The organism is Candidatus Margulisiibacteriota bacterium (genome assembly GCA_028706105.1).
Taxonomy (GTDB): domain Bacteria; phylum Margulisbacteria; class Riflemargulisbacteria; order GWF2-35-9; family DYQY01; genus DYQY01.
In genome coordinates, this window is record JAQWCF010000036.1 from 1 (window position 1) to 17836 (window position 17836).

The 17836-nt window shown below is 33.0% G+C and carries 16 protein-coding genes; 7 read left to right on the forward strand and 9 right to left on the reverse strand.

Translation table 11 applies throughout. From position 1 onward, the window contains the following. Together PHF25_05125 and PHF25_05130 are read left to right on the forward strand one after the other, a co-directional pair. Positions 1 to 1480: hypothetical protein (locus tag PHF25_05125; protein ID MDD4527403.1), on the forward strand; the 1480-nt coding region annotated here is incomplete at its 5' end. Beyond that, positions 1477 to 2583 (forward strand): hypothetical protein, encoded by a 1107-nt coding sequence (locus tag PHF25_05130; protein MDD4527404.1) that lies wholly within the window; start codon positions 1477 to 1479, stop codon positions 2581 to 2583. The genes PHF25_05125 and PHF25_05130, both read left to right, overlap by 4 nt. 10 nt (positions 2584 to 2593) lie before the next feature. Here the strand turns inward: PHF25_05130 and PHF25_05135 are convergent, their stop codons facing one another. The 6 genes from PHF25_05135 to PHF25_05160 all read right to left on the reverse strand — a co-directional run bounded on the left by PHF25_05135 (position 2594) and on the right by PHF25_05160 (position 8510). Next, positions 2594 to 4090 carry a YcaO-like family protein gene (locus tag PHF25_05135; GenBank protein ID MDD4527405.1) on the reverse strand — a complete coding sequence of 499 codons (1497 nt, stop codon included), beginning with the start codon at positions 4088 to 4090 and terminating at the stop codon, positions 2594 to 2596. A 149-nt stretch (positions 4091 to 4239) separates the two neighbouring features. Beyond that, positions 4240 to 5730, reverse strand: a complete 1491-nt coding sequence (locus PHF25_05140) for a YcaO-like family protein (GenBank protein MDD4527406.1) — start codon at positions 5728 to 5730, stop codon at positions 4240 to 4242. Between the two features lie 66 nt (positions 5731 to 5796). Further along, positions 5797 to 5928: a hypothetical protein gene (locus PHF25_05145; protein ID MDD4527407.1), complete on the reverse strand. Its 132-nt coding sequence runs from the start codon at positions 5926 to 5928 to the stop codon at positions 5797 to 5799. Positions 5929 to 5939: 11 nt separating this feature from the next. After that, positions 5940 to 6494 carry a 3-isopropylmalate dehydratase gene (locus tag PHF25_05150; protein ID MDD4527408.1) on the reverse strand — a complete coding sequence of 185 codons (555 nt, stop codon included), beginning with the start codon at positions 6492 to 6494 and terminating at the stop codon, positions 5940 to 5942. 14 nt (positions 6495 to 6508) lie between these two features. Continuing rightward, positions 6509 to 7804: a 3-isopropylmalate dehydratase large subunit gene (locus PHF25_05155; GenBank protein ID MDD4527409.1), complete on the reverse strand. Its 1296-nt coding sequence runs from the start codon at positions 7802 to 7804 to the stop codon at positions 6509 to 6511. Positions 7805 to 7814: 10 nt separating this feature from the next. Further along, positions 7815 to 8510 carry a Bax inhibitor-1/YccA family protein gene (locus tag PHF25_05160; protein MDD4527410.1) on the reverse strand — a complete coding sequence of 232 codons (696 nt, stop codon included), beginning with the start codon at positions 8508 to 8510 and terminating at the stop codon, positions 7815 to 7817. A gap of 300 nt (positions 8511 to 8810) precedes the next feature. Between PHF25_05160 and PHF25_05165 the strand changes: the two genes are divergently transcribed. Beyond that, complete coding sequence (locus PHF25_05165) at positions 8811 to 9146, forward strand: hypothetical protein (GenBank protein ID MDD4527411.1); 336 nt, start codon at positions 8811 to 8813, stop codon at positions 9144 to 9146. A gap of 165 nt (positions 9147 to 9311) precedes the next feature. Here the strand turns inward: PHF25_05165 and PHF25_05170 are convergent, their stop codons facing one another. From PHF25_05170 to cmoA, 3 genes are read right to left on the reverse strand one after another with little or no spacing between them, the layout of a single operon-like run. Next, the gene (locus PHF25_05170) at positions 9312 to 10145 is read right to left on the reverse strand and encodes a methyltransferase domain-containing protein (protein MDD4527412.1); all 834 of its coding nucleotides are present in this window, start codon (positions 10143 to 10145) and stop codon (positions 9312 to 9314) included. 60 nt (positions 10146 to 10205) lie between these two features. After that, positions 10206 to 11591: a radical SAM protein gene (locus tag PHF25_05175; protein MDD4527413.1), complete on the reverse strand. Its 1386-nt coding sequence runs from the start codon at positions 11589 to 11591 to the stop codon at positions 10206 to 10208. A 1-nt stretch (position 11592) separates the two neighbouring features. After that, the gene (cmoA, locus tag PHF25_05180; GenBank protein MDD4527414.1) at positions 11593 to 12297 is read right to left on the reverse strand and encodes a carboxy-S-adenosyl-L-methionine synthase CmoA; all 705 of its coding nucleotides are present in this window, start codon (positions 12295 to 12297) and stop codon (positions 11593 to 11595) included. A gap of 110 nt (positions 12298 to 12407) precedes the next feature. Here cmoA and PHF25_05185 point away from each other — a divergent pair, with 110 nt between their 5' ends. From PHF25_05185 to purH, 4 genes are all read left to right on the forward strand, one after another. Beyond that, positions 12408 to 14351: a ComEC/Rec2 family competence protein gene (locus PHF25_05185; protein ID MDD4527415.1), complete on the forward strand. Its 1944-nt coding sequence runs from the start codon at positions 12408 to 12410 to the stop codon at positions 14349 to 14351. A gap of 113 nt (positions 14352 to 14464) precedes the next feature. Then, on the forward strand, positions 14465 to 15478 hold the full coding sequence (gene purM, locus PHF25_05190; GenBank protein MDD4527416.1) for a phosphoribosylformylglycinamidine cyclo-ligase: 1014 nt from the start codon (positions 14465 to 14467) through the stop codon (positions 15476 to 15478). Then, entirely contained in the window at positions 15475 to 16077 is a 603-nt protein-coding gene (purN, locus tag PHF25_05195) for a phosphoribosylglycinamide formyltransferase (GenBank protein MDD4527417.1), read from the forward strand. Before purM ends, purN begins: the two co-directional genes overlap by 4 nt. A gap of 125 nt (positions 16078 to 16202) precedes the next feature. Next, entirely contained in the window at positions 16203 to 17732 is a 1530-nt protein-coding gene (gene purH, locus PHF25_05200; protein ID MDD4527418.1) for a bifunctional phosphoribosylaminoimidazolecarboxamide formyltransferase/IMP cyclohydrolase, read from the forward strand. Positions 17733 to 17836: the final 104 nt, after the last annotated feature.

A 17836-nucleotide genomic window follows, 5' to 3' on the forward strand; every position in this document is an offset into this window, starting at 1 on the left:
AGAACCTTGGGAAGATATGCCAGTTCTTGATATAAGTACAGATTATGGAGATGCTTTTCAAGGACCAAAACTATATAAGCTTATGAAGGATTTTTTGGATATTCCTTTATCTGTAGGAGGAACAGGGGATTTTTCAGAAGAGGTTATTAATAAGTATTTAGATGATATGTCTGAGTTTTCCTTTAATCCAAAATATGAAGAAGATGTTTTTGAATTTACTATCCAAGACTATATCTATAAAGTAGAAGTCGTTATGGAAAGCATTGTCAGCATGACTCTGATTATTAAAGACGAGTGGGTACAGACAAGAGTTATAAAGAATATCAACGATTTTTCAGCATTAATGAGAATTATGGATAATATGAAGGGTGTTTATGAATGTAATCCCTATACTGAAGAGAAAGATTTTATTATTTTTTATAATAAGATTGTTAAAATTGCAGACACATACGCAGTAGGATGGAGAGACGTAGAGAAGAAAGAGTTTGTTCCTTATAATATGCAAAATGATATTTATTTTAGTGTTTATAATTCAGAGCAGTTTATGTCTGATTTATTTGCAGAAATTGAGAATATCAAAAGCAAAGCCTCATCTATTAAGGATCCAGAAGAAAGAACATCCGTAGAACAAATTGTTAGTTTTATTTTATCAGTTCGGGATAACTCGATAGATGATGATAAATTGAATATGCATAGTTTTTTCAAAAGTATTGATTTTAAAAACCTAAGCTCGAATAAGGCTTTTGGTTCTAGTCTTTTGCAAGGTTTATTAAAAACAATGAGCAAAAAGCATAATGTGTTAAATCGATTAAAAGAACTAGTGGGTGAATTAAAAACTTTTTCTGACCTTAAATCTGTAGAGGAACAGATCAAGGATTCTGATGCATATTCATATGAATCGGTTAAGCAATATTTAATAGATAAGAACATTGAAATGTTTTTGGAAAATGCAGTATTAATGACACCCATTGATAGTATTAATTTAGTAAAGTATATTGAATTCCAGGAAGATAGCTTTATTTTAGATAGGGCTGATATCTTTATAGAAGTAACCATTAGATATATTATTCCAATAAATCTAGAACAGCACAAAAGGATATTAGCAATAGTTTCCTCAGACCCCATGAATTATGTTAAAAAGTTTAATCCTGAAGTGGCAGAAGAATTACTTAAACTAGATGGTTTTAAGGTTGAAGAACTTGAGCCAGAGGCAATTAATGAGTTTACTACATTGGTTGAGCGTACTGGAAGATTAGTAGAGAAATTTAAGGAGGAAGAAACTGAGCTCCTTAAGAAGATTACAAAAGAGGTTTTTGATGAAATGGAAGAGTTAGAGTTACAGGGGTTAGTAAAAAGAGAAGAAATTAATGATACAGAAGAGATTCCTGAATATTTTCAATTAGCTATCACAAAAGCATTAGGTAGATTATCAGAAAGTGGGTTCGTTGAGAAAATGGTGGCGGAGGCAAATAAACAATGAATATAGAACAGATTTTAAGTAATCTTGATCAGAAACAAAATTTTGATTTGGCTATTGATTTTGTTTTAAAAAAAGTTTCTCAAGGTATCCGAGGATATTCAGTAAAAGAAATACAAAATTTAGGAAAGATAGCAAATTTAATCTATAAACAGGATAAGCTTAAATTTCATGATGCAAAAGTGGGTTATTTTAGTAATCAATTAGTTTTAGCTTTTAAGGGAGTTTTACAAGAATCCAAAAGTGCAGATCGGTTAAAAGATGTGTTAGCTTATTATCCTATACCAGTTTTGGATGGTATCCTTGATTTCTATCCACAAAGCAGAAATTTATTGAAAATTAGAGATTATCTTTTTTGTGCTGAAAATGCACGTAAAGAGATAAATGATGACTTTTATGTTGTACAAGAAGAGGATATTTCTAATAAGGCTATTGTTGCAAAAGTTGATCGGGTTAAACTTGACCAAGAAATGCAGGTTTGTGCTGATTTGAATGAGAAGATTCAACAGATTGGGGCAAATAGCTTGGAGAAGATTTTAGCAAAACTTCTTTTGAAGAAACAAGAATTGGAAAATAAAATGGAAGAGTTAACAGAAAAGCTAGGACCATTTGTACGGTCCGATTATTCTCCTCAAGATATTCAGATGTGGTTAGAAGGTTTAAGTGATGAAGGGCTAGTGTCTATTGATGAGTTTAAAATGGACCAAGTTGTGGAATGTGTTCAGGAATATTCAAAATCAAATCAAATTGAATTGAACTTAAAACAAGACAATCAGGAAAACGCAGATGTTGTATCAGAAGTAAATGTTTTTAAATTAGATATTGAAAAAGCTGAAAATAGGATACAGAAAATTTTCCAAACAGATTTGAAGAAAATAAAAAAACAAATAAATACAAATAAGGAAGAGATAGCAAAGCATAAAGAGACAACCGAAGTTCAGGTTTTGGGCAATATTTGTGAAGATGAAGAGGTACAAGTAAGCGAAGAGAAAGAGATGTTGCAAGACAATCTTGATACATTAAATAATGTTGATGCAAGTCATTATAATCAACGTGACATAGTTTCTAAATTAAAGGATGACCATAAAAAGGGTATGTCTATCTAAATAGTTTTCGTTATTTGAAGCCAGTAAAATCTTTTAAAGTTTCTTCTGCACTTTTTTTAATGTAAGCAACACTTTCTTGGACAATCAAATAATCTTTTTTACATAACTGGTTTGCATTTAATTTTGTAGACTTAATAATATTTTTTAGTAAATTAGAAATACCAGAACCAAACATTGGGATTGCAAAGTTATTAATCATTGAATACATAAATCCAGGAATCTGATCTTTATATTTTTCAATAATTTCTTCTGATTGTTCAATCATACCAGCCTCATAATACATTTGGGCAATTATCCATTCAGGGATATAATAGTTGTTGCATAGGTCGACAGGTGGTTCTGCTTGAGGAGAAAAAACTCTATATACTGGGACATTTAGCCTTGTGTGTTTTTTGTTGGCAATGATTATTTCAAAGCCACTTTGTTTCGTAATTTCTATAAGGCAATCAATTTCTTCTTTAAAATCATTTGAAGAAATATTTTTTATATTATGTATTGGAATATGTTTGTTGTTTTTAACAATCCATTGCATGTCTATATCTAGATTAAAAATATAATTACTTTTAGTCATTGCCATTTTAAAAGGAAGTTTTTGTTGGGCTTTAATAATTCCAGTTCTGCCTTGGAAATATTCTGTTACGGCACGTAAGACAGCTTTTACAGGATCAGTATGACAACCATAGCCTACGCCACTTTGGATTATTTGTGGCAATAAATCATTATTGTTGCACCACGCCATAATAACAGGCAAGTCACATCCAGTGGGAATATGTAAAAGATAAAGTTCTGTTTTTTCTTTTTTAAGGAATTTAAGTATTTCCTTAAACCCCGGATGTTCAATGCTATTGTTATCTATAATATTTATTTTTTCATTTTTATAATTTCTTATAAATTTATTGCAATTATTTCTTTCAACAATTTCACATATCCCTTGAACGATAGCTTCTTCTTTTATGTTTCCGGTACATATCCCGTTAGAACCATGCATGTAGTTTATCCAACTAAGCGGGTATTTGACTGTTTTATTGTTTGTTAAAGAAAATCCGTCTATCCATTTTATCGGGATTGATTTTAAGTGAGGTTCAAATTCTTTGGAATTTTCAATGCTATGGAAAACAAAGGCAGGCTCAATGTAGGACATGTCGTCTTTTTTTGACAATTCATTAAGGGAGTCAACCATATATCCTGGAGTATTTTTATAGTCAAAGTTAAGCCAACTATATCTTTCACAGAATTCCATTATTGCACTGGATTTTGCTTGCTCAATGGTTACGCCTTTGCCGTGAGTAGTTAATTCTCCATTGGAAAAGTCATAACTAAACACAGGAGGTTCCTCCTCAATTGTGATTAATTTTGTATTTTCTATGTTGTTGATAACTTTCTTGTATATTTTTGCATAAGTTATTTGAGGATGGATAAATTTATCTTGATCATAGGTATATGTTTTCAGAGTAGATTTTAAATCAAACGGACCATCATTATTTTCTTTAAGAATAAAATCAATCATAAAGCAGTTCCCTTTTTTCTATGTTGTAATCAGCTGTCACACCAAAGTTGGTTTTGTTGGTTTATTTTGTAGTCTTTAAAAGATATCATCTCTTTTAAAGATAATCAATCTTTCTAAATAGGGTCGTTGAAAGGCAATAGTTAATAACCTTAATATTTGGAATATTTATTTATATTTTCTTCTGCGGTTTTGTCAACGGAAGCCATCTCAGACAATACTAACAAATAATTTTTTTTACATAACATATTTGAGTTCATTTTCATCGTTTTCATAGTTTTTTTGGCAAAGTCAGAAATAGTTTTGCCAAATATTGGTTCTGTAAAATTATCAAAGATAGAATCATCAAAATCAGTTATTTTATTTTGATTTTTTTTGATAAAATCTTCTGATTCATTAACCATTTCTGCTTCATAGTACATTTGAGCAATTATCCACTCGGGCATATGTGCGTGTGGGCTTAGGTTCATTGGTGGTTCTGCCTGGGGTGAAAAAACCTTATAGACGGGCACGTTAAGTTTGGGGTGTTTTTTGTTTGCAATAATTATTTCCATCCCATATTGTTTAGTAATATCGATAAGAGTGTTTATTTCTTTTTTAAAATCATTATCAGAAATGTCTTTTATGTTGTTTATTGGAATTCGTGTATTGTTTTTATCAATCCAGTTTATGTCTAAATTCAAGTAGTAGATGAAATTATGTTTAGTAGAAATTTTTTTAAATGCTACGTTTTTTTGTTTTTCAATAATACCTGTTCTGGACTGGAAGTATTCTGTGATTGCACGTAACACCGCTTTAGTTGGGTTAGTATGACAGCCATATCCTACTCCCTTGCTGTAGGACTGAGGGAATGTGTCATTTATACAATAAGCAAGGACAACAGGTAAATTGCAACCAGTCGAGATATGTAAAAGAAAAAGCTGAGTTTTTTCTTTTTTAAAAAAAGTTAGGATGTCCTTAAACCAATCATGCTCAATACTATTATTATCTATAATATTTATTTTTTCATTTTTATAATTCCTTACGAATCTATTACAATTGTTTCTTTCAATAATTTCACAGATTCCTTGGACAATAGCTTCTTCTTTGATATTTCCAGTACAAATCCCATTGGAACCGTGTATGTAATTTATCCAACTAAGAGGGTATTTGACTGTTTTGTTGTTTGTTAAAGAAAATCCATCAATCCATTTGGTAGGTATTGATTTTATTTTAGCTTCGAGTTCTTTATGTTTTTCGGAGCTATGGAAAACAAAGGCAGGCTCAATGTAAGACATATCGTCTTTTTCTGCAAGCTCGATAAATGATGCTACCAAGTAACCAGGGGCATTTTTATAGTCAAAGTTTAGCCAACTATATCTTTCGCAGAATTCCATAATTGCACTAGACTTTGCTTGTTCTTTGGTTACTCCCTTGCCGTGAGTAGTAATTTCCCCATTAGAGAAATCATAGCTAAAAACAGGGAGTTCTTCAGTTATTGTAATTAGTTTTGTGTTTTCAATGGTTTTAATGACTTTTTTGTATGTTTTTGCATAAGTTATTTGAGGGTGGATAAATTTATCTTGGTCATAAGTATATGTTTTTAAAGCAGAATGAAAATCAAAAGGTCCATCGTTGTTTTCTTGGAGTATAAAGTCAACCATTATAAGTTCACCTTTTTATTAGTTGTATTGTAATTATTGTAATACAATGTCAATTTTCTTTTCAGATTATTCTTTGTCTTTTATCCTTAAAAAAAATGGTCTTTTGGCTTTTACATCTTGAACAATGCATCCAACAAATAGAAAAACTAAGATGAGTAAAATTATTATTAGCGGTCCTTTGATAATCCATGGTTCCATAGTTTTTCTCCTTAGTTGATGTTATTTTCTTTAGCATACTTGAAAATGTCGCCAGCTTCAAGAATAGGTAATATACCACCAAGTGACTTTAGCTCAAAAACTTTTCCAGTTGTTACGTTTTTAATAGAATTATTAACAATATCTATTTCTGCCATATCGTCGGTTTTAAAGGATTTGTTAAGCGTTAGTTCTGTTTCGTAAGGAATAATGTACCCACCATTTACTGAGTTTCTATAAAAAATTCTCGCAAAAGAGTTAGCAATAACTACTTCAGTCCCTGCTTCATTTAGAGCCAGAGGAGCATGTTCTCTAGATGAGCCACATCCGAAGTTTTCACCACCAATCACAATTTTATATTCTGAGCTAAACCCTTCTTTAATAAAAGGTTTGTCGCCAGCGGGTAGTCCTTGTTGTCCTTCCGGAACGCCAGAGAGAGCATATTTGCCAAAGTATTTTCTTTCCTCAGCAAGGGAAGGATTATAGCTTAAAAATTTAGCTGGAATAATTTGGTCTGTATCAATGTTATTACCTAACACATAAACTTTGCCTGATATTTTTTCTTTCATTTTTCTGCCTTTCCTTATAAAAACCTGAGAGGGTCTGTGATTTTACCTGTCAATGCACTTGCTGCGGTTGTATATGGTGAAGCAAGATATACTTGTGAATTCATTGAACCCATTCTGCCAGGAAAATTCCTGTTTGTAGTAGAGACAACTATTTCCTTATCGTGTGTACGTCCGAAAGTATCATCTGGTCCACCTAAACAAGCAGCACAGGACGGTTGACCTATTTTGCATCCAGCATCAGCAAATATTTGCATTAAAGACTTTCCGTCTATCTTGGTGTCTTTCATTTCCTTTTCAATAAAAGTTGTAGAAGGTACAACGTAAGTAGTAACCTTTACTTTTTTATCTTTAAGGATTGTTGCAGCAGCTATAAAATCTGTGATTTTGCCACCAGTGCAAGAACCAATGTAAGCTTGAGTTATTGTTACATCAGAGCATGCACTAACAAGTCTTTTATTATCAGGAGAATGAGGCGCTGCAACACATGGTTCAAGTTTTGATACGTCATAGGTTTTTACGTATTTATAAGTTGCATCTTCATCACTTTTAAAGATTTCAAACTTTTTATTAGTTTTAGATTTTACATATTTAATGGTTTTTTCATCAGCAGCAATAATCCCATTTTTGCCACCAGCTTCAATTGCCATGTTGCAAATAGTCATTCTTTCATCAATAGACAATGCGTCAATTGTTGTGCCTTCGAATTCCATGGCACAGTAAGTTGCTCCATCAACGCCGATATCACCAATTACATGCAGGATAAGGTCTTTGGCCATCAGGTTTTTTGGCATAGTTCCGTTCAGGATAAACTTACAAGTTTCAGGAACTTTTAACCAAGTTTTTCCAGTGCCCAAGGCAAAGGCCGCATCAGTGTTGCCAACTCCTGTTGCAAAAGCACCAAGCGCTCCGTGAGTACAAGTGTGAGAATCCGTTCCTAATATAATTTCGCCAGGTCGGACATGACCTTTTTCAGGCATTGTTACATGACAAACGCCCATATAGCTATCATTTGCGGGGTCATAGAAGTTAGGAATATTATGTTTTTTAACAAAAGTCCTAAGTGTTTCTACATTTCGGTGAGCTTTTGTGTCACAAGTGTGGATGTAATGGTCAGGAATAATTATTAAATTTTCTTTATCGAAAACTTCTGCTTCCTTTCCAAATTTGTCTTCAAAAATACCGACTGTTGCTGGCCCACAAACATCATGAGTCATAAGTACATCAATGTTAACCCAAATATTTTCGCCAGGTGTTACTGTTTTTTTATTGGCTGCTTTTGCTAAAATTTTTTCCGTTATAGTTTGTCCCATTACTTCTCCTTTAAAAATCTCTGTTTCTGTTCCCAACTATTCTTAACATTAAAATGAAAAGATTAATGAAGTCTAGGTAAAGCGTTAATGCTCCAAATATTGCCAGTTTTTTGTGTTCTTCCTCAGAAGCTGCGTTTTGTGAAATAAGCTTAAGTTTTTGTACATCCCAAGCTGTCAGTCCAATGAAGATTGCAACACCTGCATAAGAGATTAACCAGTACATAAACTCGCTTTTTAAAAACATATTAATTACGCTCGCGATTATTATTCCAATGAGCCCCATGAACATAAGTTGTCCCATCTCTGATAAGTCGCTTTTTGTTGTATAGCCATAAATTGTCATGGTAGCAAAAGTGCCTGCAGTGATAAAGAAAGCAAGAGCAATTGAAGCGCCAGTATACATTAGAAATAAGCCTGAGAGGGTAATGCCGTTTAGAATGGAGTAGCCAAGGAAGATCATAGACGCTTGTTGTTCGCTAAAGGAGTTAATTTTTGCGGCAAGCATGCCAACAGCAAATAGCTGTAAGATAATTAATCCAAAAAATATAATGGTGTTACCTAGAAAAAAATTAATAAGTGCTGGGGACGATGCAACGTACAGGGATGTTACCCCAGTAGCGAGTAGTCCAAGTGTCATCCAAGAGAAAACTCTGTTAAAAAAAGTTTTTTGTGAACTGATAGCAATATTTGTTTTTGATTGATTCATAATGTGCCTCCTTAGGGTTTTGTTTATTATATAGCGAAAAGACTAAAGCTAAAAGCTTAAAGCTAAAGGCTAAAGTTCAAAAGCTTAAATATTGAATTGTTTATTTGTTTAACTGTGGAATTATTGATGTTTTTATTTTTTGGATAAAAGTTAATAAACCAAATTCTTTGAACAGTTCAACAGATAAACAGCGACGTAGTTAACTAAACAGATAAAACATAAAAAATTCATATTTCTAATGTTTAGTGAGCTTTGATAAAGGGAATAGCTCTAATGTAAAGAAAAATTGGGGGGAATAAAATGAGTTTGGCACAAAAGGTATTAACCAAAGAAGATATGGTTATGTTAAATGTTGATAAAAAAGAAGTTTATGAAATGGTCTTGAAAAAAATGCAAGACAAAATAAGCTTTTATAACAATTCTATTGAGGATGAAAGCTTAGAGCTTATTATTAAAGATAAAGATGTTTGTCGTGTTGAGTTTGTTATTAATAATTCAAAATGGACATCAGTTGATAACGCAAAAAGTATCTTAGGGATATTAGATGGTGAATTGGAATATAAAGAGTTTGCTCCAGTAATTGCCAAAAGAGATTTTAAACAAAATTTGGCAGGTTATTTTAACGTGGCCGCTTAAAAAAGGTTTGAAAAAAAGATTGTTGTTTTATTTGATAAGAGAAAATTAAAAATAAGAAGTTTAAAAAACAGAAAATAGGGCATAAGAGATTATATAGATACGGGGACTGCTATCGGACTGCAGGGGGTAAGATAGCAGTAGGGGATTTAAAAAAGTGAGCTGTGCTCACTTTTTTATTAGGTAGCTGACTCTGACTCCTGTTGAATAAATATCGCTCCAATGTAAATTTGTTTTTGCTTTAGGTGGTTCTAATTCTTGCCATTTCATCTTCGGATTTTTAAGATGTTTTTCCCAGTTTAATTGTTTGTAACTTACATTTAGGGCTTGAAAATAAAGTTCTAATAATTGTTTTGTAGGACAAGTTAGCAAAGTTAGCGGATTTTGCTTTGGCTGGGGTTTGAAAGTGTTTTGCTCAAGCTCGTAGTGTTTCTGTTTTTTTGCTTTAGTAATAGAGTGAAGCATGAGTGGTTGTTGTAATGCATCTTCAGAAAGAGTTTGGAAATACTTAGGACCATCTTTTCCTTGAATAATATTATAGTAAGCAGTGAAAGTGTCTAAGATTATTGCTTCTTTGGCAACTTTTTTCATGAGTTTAAGTAGATGGAAATTGTCTGGAATGTAATAAAGAAGGCCAAAACAAAGTATGGTATCAAAGGAGTTTTCTGCAAGATTGGTTAAATATTCTATGACATCTTGTTTAATAAATTCTACATTTGTTGATTTTGCTTGTATTGCGAAATTTTTTGCTTGTTTAATTAGGCTTCCATCTCCGTCTATTCCAACTATTTTTTTTGCTCCAAGGGATGAGCAGATAGATGTCATTGTTCCGAAATGACAACCTAGGTCCAAAACAGCTTTGTCTTTAATATGTTTTTTGTTTTTATAAAGTAAAATATTGGCTCTAGCGTTAGTTGCTTCGTGCGAATAGGGGATAGCCCAACGGGTTTGACGGGTATCATTTGTAATATAGACTGACGTTTCTGGTAGGAGTTCTGACATGTTTAGAATTATAAAGGTTTATTTAAGAAATATCGACAGTGTGTTTATGTTTTGATGTTTTTATAGAAAAGCAGACAATAGGTCATTAATGCTTTTATCGTTTTTAAAGTCTAAGGAGTTGAAAACTTCCATAGAATTCATCAAATCAAATCCTTGGGATAAGAATATTTTTTGAGCATTTTTCAGTGTATTTTTTTTTGTGTGTTCTTGCGCTTTAGACAAGAAGCTGTTTATTAGATAATCTGGGAGGTTATTTGTCTTTACGATTGTTCCATCACTAGTGGCAATGATCCCATATTGCTTAATAATTTGCTTGTTTTTTTCAGTTGGCATAATTACTGTTCTTAGAATAACTAGTACAATAAAGTAATTAGCTGATAAATGCATTATTAAGTCCATAGTTTTTTTTAATGTTTCAGGTGTGTCTTGAAAATGTGGCATCATAAAATTACAAATTACTGGCATGTTAAGAGAAGTAGTGATTTTTAAAAACGAATCTACTGTTTTTAATGAAATATTTTTGTTATTCATGTTTAATATTTGCTGAGAGCCGCTTTCTATTCCAATCTCAATAAATTTGTTACCTGAAGATTTAATTAATTCTATTAATTCTTTATCATCCATATAGTTATCAACACGCATATTGCCAGTCCATTCAATGTTTTCTTTTTCTAGGGCAGTACATAATTCAACTAATCTTTCTTTTGATTGGTTCAGTGTTTCGTCGGTTAAGAAGAATTGTGTATATTGAGGATAAGTTTTTTTTATAAAACGAATTTCTTCAATGATATTTGGAACAGATCTTGATCTAAAGGGATTGTTGTTGCAAGAGTTTATGCAAAAGCTACAATTATGAGGGCAATAACGACTACCTATTATATAGCATGATTTTGGACCCATTGTTTTTAGGTATTTGTTTATGTCCACCCATTCCCTGTCTGGAAAGGGTAAAGAGTCAAGCGTATGTGTTGGTTTTACTCTTGGAGTTTGAAGTATTTGGTTGTTAAACAAAAAAGCAATATTAGGTATGCTATAGGGGTTGAAGTTTGGATTCTTTATATTGGTTAATAATTGGTACAAAGGTTCTTCTCCTTCACCAAAGATAAGGTAATCAAGATAGGTTTGATTTAAATGATCTAATAAAAATTCAACATGGGGACCTCCCCAAATTATTTTGATATTAGGATATCGTAGTTTAATGCTTTCAGATAATTCAATTGTTGTTTGAATTGTTCTATAGCAAACAGAAACACAAGCGTATTCAATTTTATTGTCAGCAATAGTTTTATAAACAGTTTCCTCGGTATCGATTAATAGGTCTATTCCAAGTGGAGATAGCCCTTTGCTTTTTAGGTACGAGATTAAATAACTAATTCCAAGAGGAGGATGGGTTTGAATATAGGTTTTTTTTTGTTTTATTTGAGTAAAAATGAATAATATTGACATATTAACTACAGAGTATCCCGCAGAAGTTTAAGTATTGAAAGCATTTTTCAACTTTAGTAAAGCCTGCGTCTTGAATCAGTCTTTTGTTCTCTTCGTAAGTTAGTGGTATCAATACATTTTCTAGTGCTTGTCGTTTTTGTTTGACTTCCATTTTGCTGTATCCTTGTTGTTCTTTGAAAAGCTCATGGATACTAATAAAGTCATCTTTGAATTCTTTGCTGATGATTTTTTCAAAAATAATAACAGTTCCGTTAGGAGTTAGTGCATTTTTAATTTTTTTTAATAATTCAACTCTTTTAGGTATCGTCATAAACTGCAATAAATAGTTCATGACTACCGCTGAAGTGTTCTCATATTGAATGTTTAGCACATCAGCGTAAATAAAATTAATGTTTTTTAGGTCTTTGCATTTATTTTTTGCTTTCTCAATCATCGCCAGAGAATAATCTATGCCAATCATGCTTGATATGTTTGGAGATAATTTGCTTAGTGTTTTGAATGTTTCACCAGTTGAACAACCAAGGTCATAGATATTTGTTCCTTTTTGGTAAAAATTAAGGACAGTGTTTGCTATTAACATCTGCGTGTCTTGATAGCAGGGAACAGATCTGGAAATCATGTCGTCAAAAACTTCTGCAACATTTTCATTAAAAGAGAAAGCTGGTAGTGGGTCCATTTCTTTAGAATAAATGTCATCTTTTTTCATATGTATAGATTATATCATTTTTTTGAACTTGGGAAAGCAGTTATTATAACGTAGTTAAATATATAATATAAATATTTGACGTTATAATAATAAATTGATATTTTATAAGTATGTTAATTGTGGTGTTTTTATCAATCATTGTTGCGATTATTGCAGCAGTATATGCGCAGATATATTTTGGGTTCTTTGTTTTATTGTTTGGTCTGCTTTTGTTTGGTTTTAAAAGGAAAGAGTATAGGGTTTTTTTATTTTTAACAATTATTTTTTCAATATTCTTTTTTTATACATTTTTTGTAATTCAAAATAAGGCAAAAGTGTTCCAAGAGATTGGCCTTGTTGCTCCAGCAGTCCGCTTGCAAGGATTTGTTAAAAATACTTATAGCTATGGTTTTCTGTGTAAGGTAATTGATGATGATGTTTTGTCTGGTAAAGAGTTTATGGTTTATAAGAAACAACATAACTTGGTATTGGGTGACAAGGTTAGCGTGGCTGGAAATTTGATGGTTGAAAAGAGCATGACTAAATTGGAGCTATTAAGTAAGCCAGTCGCATCAATTTTTCCAAGACAAATAATCAAAGTGCAAGATAGTTGGCTGAAGTGGGTTTATGACCTTAAAAATAAATTTATTGTTAATGTTAAACAATATCTCCCTGAATATTATGCAAATTTTTTGATTGGTCTTTTGATTGGGGTCAATGGTATCGAACTAGATAGCAGTCTTCAGGATGTGTTTTTAAGCTTAGGATTACTGCATATGTTGGTGGTGTCTGGAGCGCAAGTCGCTTTGCTTACCAGCATTCTGCTTAAGTTTCTTTCTGTCTTTAATCTTCCTAAAAAAGTTAATTTTGTAGTCGTGCTTTTGTTTAATGTCATTTTTTTGCTATTTGTTGGAGGCGAAATATCTGTGTTAAGGGCAGTTATTATGATGCAAATAACTATATTTTTGAATTATGATAATAGAGCAAAGACAACTCTTCAAGTCTTAGCATTGACGGGAATAGTAATGCTTATCTATTCACCTGGGATGCTTTTTTCACTTAGTTTTATTCTTTCTTTTTGCGCAACATTTTCTGTTGTGGAAATTTCTCCTTTAATTCAGAAAATGTTAGAAAAGAATGAGTATATTCCAGAGTTCCTAGAAGAGCCCTTGGGTGTTTCATTAGGTCCGATACTTTTAACATCTCCCATTATTTTTTTAATCAATCGTCGATTTGATGTTTTGGCTTTGTTTGCCAATATGTTGTTTGGCCCTGTTGTTGAAGTTGTAGTTATTGTAGGGTTTATGGGGATGGTTCTTTCTGTTGTTTGTGGGTTATTAGCAATACCATTACTTAAGTTTACCTTTGGCTTAATGGTTATAATGAAAACTGTAGCTGATTTTTTGTATTCTCTGCCAGGTAGGAGTGTGTTTTTTAAACAAGCCTTTACTATAAATGTTGCAGTTTATTATTTATTTGTTTTTACCTGGCTTTATAAAAGAGAGTTGTTTCGTAAGTATTGGAGTTCCTTTGTAATAATCCTGATATCTATAATTATAGTAAATTTTTGGTTTTTTACAGACCAAGCAGAAAGAGAATTATATTTTTATAATAGAAAAGATTGGTTTGCTGTTGTATATATTAATAAAGATAAGAGCCTGATGATAGTTTCTGAAGAGGATTTAGAAAAAGAAAAATACTTACTAAAGAAAATTTATCAGCCAACATTGTTTTTGATTGTTGATTTGCAGTTAAAAGGAGATGTGGGTAAACGTTTATCGTTACAGGCTGGGGATACGCTTTCTTTTGGTGAGATGAAGATTAGTAATAAGAGTGGTTCCATTGAGTTTCATGATAAATTAATAAGAGTAAACATTATTAGAGATGTTTCACTTGTTGATAAAATATCCGGCGTAGCTTATTTCCCTTTGTTAAATAGGGTTAATGGAAAGTTACCATTAATTAAAGCCGACATTATTCTTTTGCCCTGCCAAGAATCTCAAGGTCAAATTATTTCTACAAAGAAAGACATAGTGAGGATTGATTATAAAAGAGAAAAATATCACATATATTAATAGTTTTAAATGCAAAAAATGAGTAGTGGGTACTAGGGGGAGCGTTAACTTTATGTTATACTAATCACTGAAAATTGCCTTTTAAAAGAACAAGGAACGGAGTGGAAAAATAAATGAGTGAATCACTATCATACAAAGATTCTGGCGTTGACATTGAAGCTGGATATGCATCAGTTAAGAAATTTACCCCAAAGGTTAAGAGTACCTTTAATTCGCAGGTCCTAGATAATTTCGGTAGTTTTGGTGGAATGTTTTGTCCTGATTTTTCTGAATACGAAGAGCCTGTTCTTGTTTCTGGTACTGATGGTGTCGGGACAAAATTATTATTAGCAATAGAGCAAGACAAGCATGATACTATTGGTATTGATTTAGTAGCGATGTGTGTAAATGATATTATTTGCTTAGGTGCTAAACCTTTATTTTTTTTGGATTACATTGGAATACATCAGCTAGAACCAGACAAGGTTGCTATGATTGTTGATGGCATTGTTGAAGGATGCAAAATGTCTAGATGTGCTTTGATAGGTGGCGAGACCGCAGAAATGAGAGATGTCTATAAAAAGGGCGACTATGATTTAGCAGGTTTTGTTGTTGGTGTTGTAGATAAGAAGAAAGCAATAACTGGCGACAAGGTTACTGCTGGAGATGTTATCCTTAGGCTTCCCTCTTCTGGACTGCATAGCAACGGATATTCTTTAGCAAGAAAAGTCATTGATAGGTTAGAAGGTGAAGCGAAAAAAGCTTTATCTGAAGAAGCCTTAATTCCAACACTAATATATGTTCAGAAGGTTTTGTTGCTTTGTTCTAAGCATGACATTCATGCTATTGCAAATATAACTGGTGGTGGACTTAGAGAAAATGTTGAACGTGTATTATCTGTAGGATTAGACGCTGTAATTGATACTAATAGCTGGGAAAAGTTGCCAATATTTGAGGCTATACAAAGAGTGGGAAAGATAAGTGACCATGAAATGTATAAAACATTTAATATGAGTGTGGGCATGATAATGGTAACTGACACTGAAACAGCTGATAAAATCATGGCAGAAGATCCAGCGATTACGGTTATCGGGAAGATTACTAAAGGTTCGAAGAAAGTAATACTTGAGGGGATTATTGAGTCTTGATTAAACTTGGGGTTTTAGGATCTGGTAGAGGTTCAAACTTTCAAGCTATCTATAAGAATATATTAAACGGAACTCTCAAGGCAGAAGTTGTGGTTGTTATTTCTAATAAAGAATCAAAGATGTTAAAAATAGCGGAAGAATATGGTTTGATTTCTGTGTTCCTTGACCCCAAAGGTTTTACTTCCAAAGAAGAATATGATGCTGAATTGGTGAATATTTTAAAAAAACATGGCGTTGATTTGGTTGTTCTAGCTGGGTATATGAAAATATTAACTCCTGTCTTTATTAATGCTTTCCCAGCAAAGATACTAAATATTCATCCGTCACTCTTGCCTTCATTTAAAGGGTTGCATCCACAACAGCAAGCATTAGATGCTGGTGTGAAGTTTTCTGGATGTACGGTACATTTTGTTACAATTGAACTTGATTCTGGACCAATAATTATTCAGGAAGTAGTTCCTGTGTTGCCTAATGATAACGAAGATACTTTAGCTGAAAGAATTTTGGAAAAAGAACATGTTCTTTATACAGAAGCAATAAAAATAGTAGCTAGGGGAACACTCCCAATAGCACCCTCTCAAGAGGGGGAAGGAACGTAACTTTTTTTCTCCCTCTTGAGAGGGAGACGTCATAAGCTTGCACGTAGTGAATGGGTTATGGCAGAGGGAGTGTCTAAAAGCTGGGCACTAGAAACTGAAAATTGTAACTTGAAAGGAGATAGTAAATGAAAGCATTAATAAGTGTATTCAAAAAAGATGGAATAGAGGAGTTTGCTAAGGGACTTGTAGAATTAGGCGTAGAAATATTTTCAACCGGTGGAACACTTAAACGACTAAATGAAGTTGGGTTAAAGGTAGAATCGGTTACTGAGCTTACTCATTATCCAGAGATTATGGATGGTAGGGTGAAAACGCTTAATCCTAATATTCATGGAGGGATTTTAGCTAAACGTGATAACAAAGAACATATGGATACGGTTAAAGAGTTAAAGATACCACTGATAGATATCGTTGTTGTAAATTTGTACCCTTTTGAAGAAACTATTGTGAAGCCAGGTGTCCGTTTAGACGAAATAATTGAGATGATAGATATTGGTGGTCCTACGATGATTAGGTCAGCAGCAAAAAATTTTATGGATGTTATTATAATTGTAAACCCTGCGCGATATAGCGAGGTGCTTTCTGAGCTACGTGAAACAGGCAAAGTTTCTGTTAAGCTTAGGCAAAGATTAGCACTAGAAGCGTTTTCTCATACCGCTAGATATGACGCGGTGATTTCTTCTTATTTTGCTCCAATATTTGCGAGCGAGGAGTTATTTTTAGAAGAAATGTCGCTAGGACTATCCAGGAGCCAGATATTACGTTATGGCGAAAATTCTCATCAACAAGCAGCTCTTTATCAGCTCGGCTCGCCATCAGGACTTCTCAACATAGAGCAGTTGCAAGGTAAAGAGATGAGTTTTAATAACTATTTGGATACGAGTGCCGCTTATTCTATGTGCAGGCGCTTTATGGAGCCATGTGTGGTGATTGTGAAACATACAAATCCATGCGGTGCTGCAGTAGCGGAAGATATTGTTGATGCCTATAAAAAAGCTTATGAAGCTGATTCTATTTCTGCTTTTGGCGGCATTGTTGCATTGAACAGAGAGTGTGATGGAGTAACTGCAACAGAAATAGCTAAGATTTTTGTAGAAGTAATTATTGCTCCTTCTTTTTCAGAGGAAGCGGTGAAAATTTTTAGTGAGAAGAAGAATCTTCGTTTGCTTGCTAAAGAAGATTTTTTTGAAGATATTGGAGAATTTGATGTCAGAAAAGTTGATGGAGGACTGTTAGTGCAGGAGAAGGACATTGATCCTACCACTGCTGATGACTGGAAAGTTGTGACAGACCGAACTCCAACGGAAAAAGAAGTACATGATATGGAAATAGGTTGGAATATCTTGCCAACAGTTAAAAGCAATGCCATTATTTTAGTTAAAGATGGTGTGTTGGTTGGTGTTGGTGCGGGACAGATGAGCAGAGTTGAAGCAACAGAGCTTGCTATTAAACGAGCAGGGGATAAGGCCAAAGGTTCTGTTTTAGCTTCTGATGCTTTTTTCCCATTTGGAGATAGTTTGGAATTAGCTGCTAAAGCTGGTATAACTGCTGTTATTCAGCCTGGAGGCTCTATAAAAGACGAAGAAAGCGTTAAGGTATGTAATGACAATAAGATGGCGATGTTGGCGACAGGGACAAGACACTTTAAACACTAGGAGTGTGTATGGCTAAAGTTACATATAGAATTCGACAATACTTTGCGACACGCAAGTCTAAGCTATCTTATCTTGAGATAGACTTTGTTAGGAAATATCTTAAT